Source organism: Streptomyces sp. 5K101 (genome assembly GCF_046506645.1).
In the GTDB taxonomy this organism is placed as follows: Bacteria; Actinomycetota; Actinomycetes; order Streptomycetales; family Streptomycetaceae; genus Streptomyces.
Window position 1 is genome coordinate 18,531 of the sequence record NZ_JBKFFO010000003.1, and the last position, 11,631, is coordinate 30,161.

General features: G+C 72.0%; 12 protein-coding genes. 7 read left to right on the forward strand and 5 right to left on the reverse strand.

From position 1 onward, the window contains the following. Nucleotides 1-84 precede the first annotated feature (84 nt). From ACLB9X_RS05925 to ACLB9X_RS05940, 4 genes are all read left to right on the forward strand, one after another. The gene (locus ACLB9X_RS05925) at nt 85-1,251 is read left to right on the forward strand and encodes an acyl-CoA dehydrogenase family protein (RefSeq protein WP_410359173.1); all 1,167 of its coding nucleotides are present in this window, start codon (nt 85-87) and stop codon (nt 1,249-1,251) included. Then, on the forward strand, nt 1,248-2,030 hold the full coding sequence (locus ACLB9X_RS05930) for an SDR family oxidoreductase (protein WP_410359174.1): 783 nt from the start codon (nt 1,248-1,250) through the stop codon (nt 2,028-2,030). The genes ACLB9X_RS05925 and ACLB9X_RS05930 overlap by 4 nt, the downstream gene beginning before the upstream one ends. A gap of 75 nt (nt 2,031-2,105) precedes the next feature. After that, nucleotides 2,106-2,693, forward strand: a complete 588-nt coding sequence (locus tag ACLB9X_RS05935) for a TetR/AcrR family transcriptional regulator (RefSeq protein ID WP_410359580.1) — start codon at nt 2,106-2,108, stop codon at nt 2,691-2,693. Nucleotides 2,694-2,724: 31 nt separating this feature from the next. After that, nucleotides 2,725-3,882: an acetyl-CoA C-acetyltransferase gene (locus ACLB9X_RS05940; protein ID WP_410359175.1), complete on the forward strand. Its 1,158-nt coding sequence runs from the start codon at nt 2,725-2,727 to the stop codon at nt 3,880-3,882. Nucleotides 3,883-4,043: 161 nt separating this feature from the next. Here ACLB9X_RS05940 and ACLB9X_RS05945 read toward each other — a convergent pair whose 3' ends face one another. From ACLB9X_RS05945 to ACLB9X_RS05960, 4 genes are read right to left on the reverse strand one after another with little or no spacing between them, the layout of a single operon-like run. Then, nucleotides 4,044-5,093 carry an NAD(P)H-dependent flavin oxidoreductase gene (locus ACLB9X_RS05945; protein ID WP_410359581.1) on the reverse strand — a complete coding sequence of 350 codons (1,050 nt, stop codon included), beginning with the start codon at nt 5,091-5,093 and terminating at the stop codon, nt 4,044-4,046. 11 nt (nt 5,094-5,104) lie between these two features. Continuing rightward, nucleotides 5,105-5,860, reverse strand: coding sequence for a CoA-transferase subunit beta (locus tag ACLB9X_RS05950; RefSeq protein WP_410359176.1), 756 nt, complete (start codon nt 5,858-5,860; stop codon nt 5,105-5,107). Continuing rightward, a complete protein-coding gene (locus ACLB9X_RS05955; RefSeq protein ID WP_410359177.1) occupies nt 5,857-6,747 on the reverse strand; it encodes a CoA transferase subunit A in 891 nt (296 codons plus the stop codon). The genes ACLB9X_RS05950 and ACLB9X_RS05955 overlap by 4 nt, the downstream gene beginning before the upstream one ends. Next, entirely contained in the window at nt 6,744-7,499 is a 756-nt protein-coding gene (locus ACLB9X_RS05960) for an enoyl-CoA hydratase family protein (RefSeq protein WP_410359178.1), read from the reverse strand. Before ACLB9X_RS05960 ends, ACLB9X_RS05955 begins: the two co-directional genes overlap by 4 nt. A gap of 77 nt (nt 7,500-7,576) precedes the next feature. Between ACLB9X_RS05960 and ACLB9X_RS05965 the strand changes: the two genes are divergently transcribed. Both ACLB9X_RS05965 and ACLB9X_RS05970 read left to right on the forward strand, forming a co-directional pair. After that, nucleotides 7,577-8,353 carry an SDR family oxidoreductase gene (locus tag ACLB9X_RS05965; protein WP_410359179.1) on the forward strand — a complete coding sequence of 259 codons (777 nt, stop codon included), beginning with the start codon at nt 7,577-7,579 and terminating at the stop codon, nt 8,351-8,353. Between the two features lie 89 nt (nt 8,354-8,442). Then, nucleotides 8,443-9,354 carry an SDR family oxidoreductase gene (locus ACLB9X_RS05970; protein ID WP_410359180.1) on the forward strand — a complete coding sequence of 304 codons (912 nt, stop codon included), beginning with the start codon at nt 8,443-8,445 and terminating at the stop codon, nt 9,352-9,354. A 17-nt stretch (nt 9,355-9,371) separates the two neighbouring features. Here the strand turns inward: ACLB9X_RS05970 and ACLB9X_RS05975 are convergent, their stop codons facing one another. Beyond that, complete coding sequence (locus ACLB9X_RS05975; RefSeq protein ID WP_410359181.1) at nt 9,372-10,682, reverse strand: hypothetical protein; 1,311 nt, start codon at nt 10,680-10,682, stop codon at nt 9,372-9,374. 85 nt (nt 10,683-10,767) lie between these two features. Here ACLB9X_RS05975 and ACLB9X_RS05980 point away from each other — a divergent pair, with 85 nt between their 5' ends. Further along, nucleotides 10,768-11,532 (forward strand): response regulator transcription factor, encoded by a 765-nt coding sequence (locus ACLB9X_RS05980; RefSeq protein WP_410359182.1) that lies wholly within the window; start codon nt 10,768-10,770, stop codon nt 11,530-11,532. Nucleotides 11,533-11,631 lie beyond the last annotated feature (99 nt).

Sequence of the window (11,631 nt, forward strand, 5' to 3'; positions counted from 1 at the left end):
TAACAAGTGTTTGGTAGATTAACGTAGCCGCCTTCGGCCGTCGAGAAGTCGAGTCGCCCGTTCGTGAGTCGTCCGGAGCCGCCCATGAGCAGCGTCGAGGAGTTCCGCACCGAGGTCCGCGGCTGGCTGCGCGACAACCTCGCGGGGGAGTTCGCCGCCCTGCGCGGCCGGGGCGGGCCAGGCCGGGAGCACGAGGCCTTCGCCGAACGCCTTGCCTGGGAGCGGCACATGGCCGCCGCTGGCTGGACCTGCGTCGGCTGGCCGAAGGAGTACGGGGGGCGCGGTGCGACGCTTGAGGAGCAGGTCGCCTTCCATGAGGAGTACGCCCTCGCGGACGCCCCCGCGCACGTGAACCACATCGGGGAGCAGCTGCTCGGCCCCACCCTCATCGCCTTCGGCACGCCCGAGCAGCGCGAGCGCTTCCTCCCCCGCATCGTCGCCGTCGAGGAACTGTGGTGCCAGGGCTACAGCGAGCCGGACGCCGGATCGGACCTGGCGAACGTACGGACCCGGGCCGAGCTCGACGGCGAGGAGTGGGTGGTCACCGGCCAGAAGATCTGGACCTCACTCGCGCACGCATCCGACTGGTGCTTCGTCGTCGCCCGCACCGAGCCCGGGTCCACCCGCCACCACGGCCTGTCCTACCTGCTGGTCCCGCTGGACCAGCCCGGTGTCGAGGTCCGGCCGATCACCCAGCTGACCGGCACCTCCGAATTCAACGAGGTCTTCTTCGACGGCGCCCGCACGGCGGCGTCGAACATCGTCGGAGCGCCGGGCGACGGCTGGAAGATCGCCATGGCCACCCTCGGCTTCGAGCGCGGCGTGTCCACCCTCGGCCAACAGGTCGGCTTCCGCCGCGAACTGGCGTCGGTCGTCGAGCTGGCCAAGCGCAACGGCGCGGCAGAGGACCCCCTGATCCGGGACCGGATCATCCAGGCACGGATCGGCCTGGAGGCCATCCGCGGCAACGCGCTGCGCATGCTCAGTGGCGTCGCCGCCGGGGCGCCCGGGCCCGAGGCGTCCATCGGCAAGATCTTCTGGGCCACCTGGCACCGCGAGCTGGGCGAGCTCGCCATGGAGGTCCGCGGCGCCGGCGGCATGCTGGCCGCGGGGGAGCCGTACGAACTCGACGACGTGCAGCGGCTGTTCCTCTTCTCCCGCGCGGACACCGTCTACGCCGGATCGAACGAGATCCAGCGCACCATCATCGCCGAGCGGGTGCTCGGCCTGCCCAAGGAGGAACGCCCGTGACCACGCCGCCGTACGTGCCCGGACACGGCCTGCTCACCGGCCGTACCGCCGTCGTCACCGCCGCCGCGGGCGCCGGCATCGGCGGCGCGACTGCCCGACGCCTGCTGGAGGAGGGGGCGAGCGTCGTCGTCTCCGACGCCCACGCCCGTCGGCTGAAGGAGTCCGAGGCCGAGCTGGCGGCCGAGTTCGGCGCGGACCGGGTCACCGCGCTGCCGTGCGACGTGACCGACGAGGCCCAGGTCACGGCACTCTTCGACGGTGCCGAAGAGCGGCACGGACGCCTCGACATCGTCGTCAACAACGCCGGTCTCGGCGGCACGGCCGACCTCGTCGACATGGCCGACGAACAATGGGACAGGGTCCTCGACGTCACCCTGAACGGCACCTTCCGCTGTACCCGCGCCGCACTGCGGCGCATGGAGGCCGCGGGCAGCGGCGGCGTCATCGTCAACAACGCCTCGGTGATCGGCTGGCGGGCGCAGAAGGGCCAGTCCCACTACGCCGCCGCGAAGGCCGGGGTCATGGCGCTCACCCGGTGCGCCGCGCTGGAGGCCGCCGAGTACGGCGTACGCGTCAACGCCGTCTCGCCCAGCCTCGCCCTGCACCCGCACCTGGTGAAGGTCACCACGCCGGAGCTGCTGGAGGAACTGACCGCCCGCGAGGCGTTCGGCCGCTGTGCCGAGCCGTGGGAGGTGGCCAACGTCATCGTCTTCCTGGCCAGCGGCTACTCCTCGTACATGACCGGGGAGATCCTGTCCGTCAGCAGCCAGCACGCGTGAGGCGACAATGGCCGCGTGCAGAAGAACAGCAGCAGCAAGCAGGTGCCGAAAGCCGGCAGCAGCAAGAAGACCCCGATGAGCCCGTCGCCCGAGCGGCGCGAGGAACTCCTCGCCACCGCGGCCGAGGTGTTCGCCGCGCAGGGGTACAACGCCACCACCGTCCGCAAGATCGCGGACGCGGCGGGGATGCTCGCGGGCAGCCTCTACTACCACTTCGACTCCAAGGAGTCGATGCTCGATGAGATCCTCTCCACCTTCCTGGACGAGCTCTGGGCCCGGTACGACGCCGTGCTCGCCGCCGGGCTCGGCCCCAGGGAGACCATCGAGGCCCTCGTCACCGAGTCCTTCCGGGAGATCGACCGGCACCGCGCCGCCGTCGCCATCTACCAGAAGGAGTCCAAGCACCTCCGGACCCAGCCGCGCTTCGGCTATCTCACCGAATCGCAAGTGAAGTTCGAGAAGGCGTGGCTGGGCACGCTGGAGCGCGGAGTGGCGGCCAAGGTCTTCCGCGCCGACCTCGACGTCCGGCTCACCTACCGCTTCGTGCGCGACACCGTCTGGGTCGCCGCGTCCTGGTACCGGCCGGGCGGACTGCACAGCCCGGAGGAGATCGCCCGCCAGTACCTGTCGATGGTGCTGGAGGGCATCGCCCTCCGCGAATGACCGACACTGGAGACAGCGAGAAGGAGCGGCCATGGCCGAGGCATACATCGTCCAGGCGGTACGCACCCCGGTCGGCAGGCGGAACGGCGGGCTCGCCGCCGTGCACCCCGCCGACCTCGGAGCCCATGTCCTGAAGGCGCTGATGGAGCGATCCGGCGCCGACCCGGCGGCCGTCGAGGACGTCGTCTTCGGCTGCCTGGACACCGTCGGCCCCCAGGCCGGCGACATAGCCCGCACCTGCTGGCTGGCCGCCGGGCTGCCGGAGGAGGTGCCCGGTGTGACCGTCGACCGGCAGTGCGGCTCCTCGCAGCAAGCCGTGCACTTCGCCGCGCAGGGCGTGCTCTCGGGCACCCAGGACCTGGTGGTGGCGGGCGGCGTGCAGAACATGTCGCAGGTGCCGATCGCCTATGCGAGCCGGCAGGCCGCCTTGCCGCTCGGACTCGACCAGGGCCCGTACGCCGGCTCCGAGGGGTGGCGGGCCCGCTACGGCGACCGGCCGGTCAGCCAGTTCCACGGCGCCGAACTGATCGCCGAGAAGTGGGACATCTCCCGCCGGGACATGGAGGAGTTCGCGCTGCGCTCGCACCAGCGGGCGATCCGCGCCATCGACGAAGGCCGCTTCGACCGCGAGGTCGTCCCGTACGGCGACGTGACGACCGACGAGGGCCCGCGCCGCGACACCACCTTGGAGAAGATGGCGGGGCTGAAGCCGCTGGTCGAGGGCGGCCGGCTGACCGCCGCGGTCTCCTCGCAGGTGTCCGACGGCGCCTCCGCGATGCTGCTCGCGAGCGAACGCGCCGTACGGGAGCGCGGGCTGACCCCCCGCGCCCGTATCCACCACCTCTCGGTGCGCGGCGAGGACCCGATCCGGATGCTGTCCGCGCCGATACCGGCCACGGCGTACGCACTGAAGAAGACCGGGATGACGATGGACGACATCGACCTGGTCGAGATCAACGAGGCCTTCGCGCCGGTCGTGCTCGCCTGGCTGAAGGAGACCGGCGCCGACCCGGAGAAGGTCAACGTCAACGGCGGAGCCATCGCCCTCGGCCACCCGCTCGGCGCCACCGGCACCAAGCTCATGACCACGCTGCTGCACGAACTGGAGCGCACGGGCGGGCGGTACGGCCTGCAGACCATGTGCGAGGGCGGCGGCCAGGCCAACGTCACCGTCATCGAGCGCCTCTGACCGGCCCTGGTCCACGGCGGTGCCTCGCGCGTACGGCGCGGGGCACCTGCGTCGGTGACGGGTCGCCGCGCGCACGACGCCGGGCACCTGTCTCGGTGACGGGTCGGCGCGCCGCACGACGCGGGGCACCTGCGTCGGTCGGGAGGTCACGGCAGGCCATATCAGGTGCCGACGGGCAGCCCCCGAAGCGTGGCCTGTGCCTCGGCCATGACACGGTCGACGAGATCGGCGCAGGACGGCAGATCGTCGATCAGCCCGGCGACCTGGCCGGCGGCCATCACACCCAGGTCGGTACGGCCGTCGACCATCGAGGCCTTGAGCAGCATCGGGGTGGTGGCCGCCAGCAGGACCTGGCTCCACGTCAGGTCCTTGCCGTGTTTCATCGCCAGACCGTCGCGAACCATCCGGGCCCAGCTCATGCCGGTCTCGTGCCGGAAGGCCGCGGCGTGGCGGACCGCCCGCAGCAGCGCGGCGGCCCTGCCGGAACGCGCCAAGGCGTCGACCAGTTCGGTGCGCAGCATCCGGTGCGGCAGCCCGTCCACCTTGGTGGTGACGGTGACGTCCTGGACCGCCGCGGCCAGGTACGTCGCCTTGACCGCGTCGGGAACGGTGCTGTCGGAGGTCAGCAGGAAGCGGGTGCCCATGGCGATCCCGGCGGCGCCGTACGCCAGGGCGGCCACGAGACCGCGGCCGTCGTGGAAGCCGCCCGCCGCGATCACCGGGATGTCGACGGCGTCCACGACTTGGGGGAGCAGGACGGTGGTGGCGACGTCGCCGGTGTGGCCGCCGCCCTCGCTGCCCTGCACGATCACGGCGTCGGCGCCCCACGCGGCGACCTTCTCGGCGTGCCGCCTGGCGCCGATGGACGGGATGACGACGACACCAGCGTCCTTGAGCCGGGCGATCAGGTCCCGGGAGGGCGCGAGCGCGAACGAGGCGACCTTCACGCCCTCGTCGATGATGATCCCCACGCGCTCGCGGGCGTCCCCTGCGTCTGCTCGCAGATTGACGCCGAAGGGCGCGTTCGTACGGGACCTGACCTCGCGTACGGCGGAGCGGAGCTGGTCGACGGTCATGGTGGCGGAGGCGAGGATCCCGAGCGCCCCGGCGTTCGCGGCGGCCGAGACCAGACGGGGGCCGGCCACCCAGCCCATGCCGGTCTGCACCATGGGGTGGCGGACACCGACCAGTTCGGTCAGCGGGGTGCTGATCGTGACGTCGCTCATGCGGCCGGCACCTCGCGGTCGCGCAGCGCCTTCGGGTCGATGACCTCGCGGATCAGCCGCAACTCCGCGGCGGTGGGCTCGCGGGTGGGCGGCACCTCGTCGGGGACGGTGAGCGCGAAGCCGGTGGCTGCCACGGCCTGCTCGACCGTGACGCCGGGGTGCAGCGAGCGCAGCCGCATCGTGCGGTCCGGAGTCTCGAAGTCGAAGACGCCCAGGTTGCTGATGACGTTCGGGATGCGGTGGTAGCGGGTCGCGGAGGGGCCGGCCGCGGCGGCGCGGTCGTACCCCACACCCGACACCATGTCGACCCGCTCGACGAAGACCCGCCGGGAGTGCTTGGCGATCCAGTAACTCGTCGGGTTGTTCAAGGTGTTGACGGGAGCACCGCGCACGCCCAGCAGCTGCCGCGTGGGCCGGGCCCAGTCGCCGATGCAGGAGATGTTCTGGTTGCCGTACCGGTCGAGCTGGCCGGCGCCCATCATCACGTGCCGCCGCCCGGTGGTCACCATCGCCAGATGCCGGCGGTACGGCAACCAGCCCTCCACCACCTGCGCCTTCGCACCCACCGCGGGCACACCGCCGATGAGCAGCGCCTCCCCGTCGGTCAGCAGCAGGTCGGGGGAGAAGGTGAGCTTCGCCAGCCGGGCCCCGATCGTCGGGACGGTGCCCATGGGGGCGGCCAGGACCTCGCCCGCGCCTCGCCAGGCCTCGGCGCACGCCACCACGCAGTACTCGGCCCGCGTTGCCGTCACTTCTCCTCCTTGTGGAAGGCGGCCACCGCGGCCTGGTACGCGTCCTCGTCGCCGGACAGGAACCTCCCCCAGCTACCGCTGGGAGGTGCCCCCACGCCGAAGGCCCGCCAGGTCTGGGGGTCGCGCGCTGCCCGGGCGTAGGCGCGCTGGAACGCCTCGTCGCGCTCGTAGTCCGGGACGCAGGAGGTGAAGTGCGCGCCGTTCGGGGCCTCGACGACGCCGTTCACGAACGCGCGCTTGATCAGCAGCGACTGTGGAGCCGAGTCCTTGAGCAGGTCGGCGGTGTCCACGATCCGCTCGCAGGAGACGTACGCGGTGTCCGCGGCCTCGCAGAACAGGTCGTCGAAGTACGGGTCGGGACCCAGGTACTGGGCGTTGCCCTGCGCATCGGCCCGGTTGAGGTGGACGAGCGCGGCGTCCAGCCGCAGCGCCGGGACCGCGACGAGCTCCTCGCCGTCCTCGTACGGCGAGGTGACCGTGCGCAGGTACGGGTTGACGCTCAGCACGTCCGAGGCGAGACCGGCGCGGATCGGCATGAACGGCAGGCGGTTCGCGGCGGCCGTCAGGCCCCACATGACCATGGCCTCGTCCAGCTCCACCATCTCGAACGCGGCGCGCTGCCGGGCCGCCCCGAAGTTCGGTTCGAGGGCGATGGAGTCGAGTGTGGCGAACGCCGTGACCAGCTTGCGGATCTTTCCGGCGGCGGCCAGCAGCCCGACGTCCGGGCCGCCGTAGGAGACGACCGTCAGGTCGGTGACGTCCGAACGCAGCAGCGCGCGCACCAGCGCCATGGGTTTGCGCCGCGATCCCCAGCCGCCGATGCCGATCGTCGTCCCGCTTGCGAGGCGGCCGACCACCTCTTCGGCGGTCATCGTCTTGTCGCTCACCGGTGGTCCTCCCTGGACGCCACGAACGCGTCGCGGTGCTTGTCGGCGACGCCGCTGAGGTTGGCCTCGAAGGTGAATCCCTGCTCGAAGCGGTAGCTGCGGCGGACGTCCACCGGGTCGATGCCGTTGATCGCGGCCTTGGCGAGGCGGATGAGGCAGCCGTCCTTGGCGGCGATCTCGCCTGCCAACTCAAGTGCGGCGTCGTGGAGATGCTCACGGGGGGCGACCCGCCACACCGAACCGTGCCGGTGCAGCTCCTGGGCGGTGACGGTGCGGGAGGTGTAGTACAGCGTCCGCATCAGGTGCTGCGGGACCAGCCGGGCGAGGTGGGTGGCCGCGCCGAGCGCGCCCCGATCCAGCTCGGGCAGGCCGAAGGCTGCGTCCTCGCTCGCCACGATCGCGTCCGCATTGCCGACCAGGCCGATGCCGCCGCCCAGACAGAAGCCGTGCACGGCGGCGACCACCGGGACCGCGCAGTCGTAGACCGCGGCGAACGCCTCGTAGCAGCCGCGGTTGGCGCCGATCAGGACGTCGTGGCCGTCCGTGCGCTGCATTTCCTTGATGTCCACGCCGGCGTTGAAACCGCGGCCCGCGGCGGTGAGCACGACGCAGCGCACGTCCGGGTCGGCCCCGGCGGCGCGCACCTGGGCGGCGAGGTCGTACCAGCCCTGTACGGGGAGGGCGTTGACCGGGGGAAAGTCCACGGTGACGACCGCGATGCCCGCTTGCGGGACGGAGGTGGAGACACCCATGAGGAGATCAGCTACCTTTCCACCAAACGTTTGTTAGGTGACGGTAGCAGCGGTTCCCTCACCGCGGGAGGTGTCAATTGGCAGCGATCACTGATCTGTCCGGGTCGGTCGCGGTCGTCACCGGCGGAACCCGGGGCGTCGGCGCGGGGATCACCCGGGCCCTGCTCGAAGCAGGGGCGCAGGTGGTGACCTGTGCCCGACGGCCTCCGGACAAGCCCGTCGAGGCGGCGGGGCGCACGGCCCGCTTCCTTCCCCTCGACCTGCGCGACCCGGAGGCGGTCGGTAAATTCTTCGAACGTGTGCGGAACGACCACGGCCGGCTGGACACCCTGGTCAACAACGCCGGCGGAACGCCTTTTCGGATGCTCGGCGACGGCGGAGCCGAACGGCATGCCCGGGTCGTCGAGTTGAACCTCCTCGCGCCGCTGACCGCCTCCCTCGCCGGGTACGAGGTGATGCGTCATCAGCGCGGGGGCGGGTCGATCGTGATGATCGGAAGCGTCAGCGGGACCCGCCCGTCACCGGGCAGCGCGGCGTACGGCGCGGCCAAGGCAGGTCTGGAGAACCTCGCCCGCTCGATGGCCGTGGAATGGGCGCCGAAGGTGCGGGTCAACACAGTCGTCCTCGGCATGGTCCGCACCGAGCTGTCCCACCTGCACTACGGCGATGAGGAGGGCATCGCCGCCGTCGGCCGCACCGTGCCGCTCGGCCGGCTCGCCGACCCCGCCGAGATCGGCGACGCCTGCGTCTTCCTCGCCTCCGACCGGGCCGCGTACATCAGCGGGGCGAGCCTCCAAGTCCACGGCGGCGGGGAGCGCCCGGCCTTCCTCGACGCCGCCACCGGCATCGACTGATCACCTGGCCGCCTCCGGCAGGCCGTCCCTGTCGAGGGGCGGGCCGCCCCCACCGAGGCTCCGATTCGCCTACCGAAAGGGACAGACCCATGACCGGACTGTGCACCGGACGCGTCGCCGTCGTCACGGGGGCGGGCCGCGGGCTCGGCCGCGCGCACGCCCTCGCCTTCGCCGCCGAGGGAGCGAAGGTGGTCGTCAACGATCTCGGCGTCGGCCTCGACGGCACAGGAGCGGCCGCCGCGCCCGCCCAACAGGTCGTCGACGAGATCCGCGCGCTCGGCGGAGAGGCGGTCGCGCACGGCGGCGACATCGCCACCGCCGACGGCGCGGTCTCGCTGATCGCCACCGCCCTGGACGCCTTCGGCCGCCTCGACACCCTCGTCAACAACGCCGGATTCCTGCGCGACCGCATGCTCGTCAACCTCGGCGAGGACGACTGGGACGCCGTCATGCGCGTCCACCTCAAGGGGCACTTCCTGCCGCTCAAGCACGCCGCCGCACACTGGCGCTCCGAGGCGAAGGCCGGTCGTACGCCCGAGGCCCGGGTGATCAACACCAGCTCCGGGGCCGGTCTGCTCGGCAGCGTCGGACAGGTCCACTACGCCGCCGCCAAGGCAGGCATCGTCGGCCTGACCCTCGTGGCCGCCGCCGAGACGGTCCGCTACGGCGTCCAGGTCAACGCCATCGCCCCGGCCGCCCGTACCCGGATGACCGAGCAGACCTTCGCCGACACCATGGCCGCCCCCGAGGGCGGTGGCTTCGACGCCATGGCCCCGGAGAACGTCTCCCCGCTCGTCGTCTGGCTGGGCTCCGCCGCCTCCGCCGGGGTCACCGGCCGGGTCTTCGAGGCCGAGGGCGGCCGGATCACCGTCATGGAGGGCTGGCGGCCGGGGCCCACCGCCGACAAGGGCGCCCGCTGGACCCCTGCAGAGGCGGGCGAGACAGCCCTGAAGCTGCTCGCCGAGTCCGAGCCCCCGCAGCCGGTGTACGGGGCGCGCTGACCCGCCTTCCTGCCGTATTACTCCAGCGTGCCGCTGAAGAGGACCGCCGAGTTGCAGCTGTCGGGCGCCGGGCCGGAGGGCGGGCGGCCCACTGTGCGGCAAGAGAGGGTCACCGTGATCTTCTGTTCCGGGCCCGCCAGAATCGCCGATGCCCAGTGGAAGTCCTGCTCGCGGAAGTTCTCCAGCGCGGGGGCGAGGAGGACCTTGTCGTCCACCGACAGGGTGATGGTGCCCGCGTCGCCCTGAGGGTTCTCGAGGACCAGATCCGTCAGGCGCAGCACTTTGCCGTCCGGGACGGTGTACGTCGCCGCGGCCGTGCGGCCGGCCGGGGCCGAGGGAGTCAGGCGGTGCGAGAACAGGGCAGCCTGCGGGAGCGGGGCCGGGCCTGTGCCCGGAGTCGCCGAGGCCGACGGGGACGGCGCCGCACTGCCGCCCGAGCCCGGCTTGCCGCCCCCGGCGCCGGCCGACGCGGCTTCCTTGGCCTCGTCCGCCGCTTCCTTGGCCTCGGCCGCCTTGGACTCCGCCGCTTCGACCGGAACCTTCACCGCCTCCTTGGCGGCGCTGCGGACGACCGGCCGCAGCAACCCGAACCACAGACCCGCCAGCACGCCGAGGAGCACCAGCAGCGCGATCAGCAGCTTCAGCAGGCCCGCCGAGACGATCGGACGCTGCAGCAGACTGCCGTCGAGCGGCACCGGGGCCACCTCCGGCGCCCCCTCCGGCCCGGGGGCCGGGGCCGCGATCACCTGGAAGACGTGTGGCACGGCCACCCCGCGCCACATCCACCTCTTCGGTTTGACGGGCAGCTTCACGAACGCAGCCCGCCCCGGCTCCACCACTGTGGTCCCGGAAGGCAGCCCGAACTTCAGCAGATCACCTTGATCCGTGCCCGAAAGGGCAACGGACAGGGGATAGTTGCCGCGGTTGTCCAACGCCACCTGGAATCGGGCACCGGTGCGGCCCTGGCCCAGCCGCGGGGTCAGTTCCGCGGTGAAATCGGCGTACGGCCGGATGTGCAGGACGCCCTCCGGCACCGTGGCGTACTCCGGCTGCTCCTGTGGCAGCACCCGTACGCCGTAGGTGAGTGCGCCCGGCGGGACAGTGGTGTCCCGGGGCGGTCGGACCACCAGCTCCACCTGCCCGCCCGTGCCGGGGTTCAGGGACAGCGTCGCCGGCTCGACCACACTCCAGTCGGCGGCCGGACCCAGGACCTCGAAACCGTAGGCCTCGACGACGTTTCCGCCGTTGCGGATCTCGAGCGGGATCCGGGCCTCCTCGCCGGGCAGCACTGAGGCGGGGGAGGCGTCCAGAAGAGCGGAAGTGGTCATGTGGGGACGGTAGGGACTCGGGCCGGAGGGGCCTGCTCCCCTACGGACACACCTGGGGGCACGGTGCGTTGCCCGTTGAGCCGGCGTGGAGCGGCTGCTGACTGCCCGGGTGTTCACTGGACGACAGGTGAGGAAGTGCCTGGCACGACAGGCGCCGCCCTCGCATGGCGTGGGGGCGCGCCGAACTGGGGGGATGCTGAACATGCGATACCAAGGAGAAAGCGGCGCGGAGCGTATCCGGGTGCGGCTGGTGGCGCAGGACCCGATTTCGCGCGCCGGACTGGCGGGGCAGTTGAGGAACTGCCCCCAACTCGAGCTGCTGAGTGAGGAGGAGAACGACGGGCCGGTCGTGGCCGTGGTGTCTGTTGACCGGATCGGGGAGACGGAGATGCAGACGTTGCGCCGTTTCCAGCGAGGCGGTGGATTCGGCACCGTGCTCGTGGCCACCGAAATCGACGATGCCGGGCTGGTTGCCGCCGCCGAGTGCGGGGTGCTGGGTGTCGTCCGGCGCTCCGAGGCGTCCACGGACCGGCTGGTGCAGGTCATCACGGCCGCGGCGAGCGGCGAGGGCAGCGTGCCCGCGGACCTGCTGGGGCGCCTGCTGGACCAGGTGGGGCGGCTGCAGCGGCAGGTGCTCGATCCGCGCGGCCTCGCGTTCACCGGGCTGGCGCCCAGGGAGGTCGACGTGCTGCGGCTGATCGCGGAGGGCAGCGACACCGCGGAGATCGCGCGCACACTGGCGTTCTCGGAGCGTACGGTCAAGAACATTCTCCACGACGTGACGACGCGGCTGCAGCTGCGCAATCGTTCGCACGCCGTGGCGTACGCGATGCGGCAGGGCTTCATCTGAGCCGGGCCGACCGGCCCGCACGAAGGGCGAGCCCGGCCGCGGTCGATCCGATCGGTCGGGCCCGCCCGTTCGCGCAGCCCGGAGGCGTTGCCTCTTGGG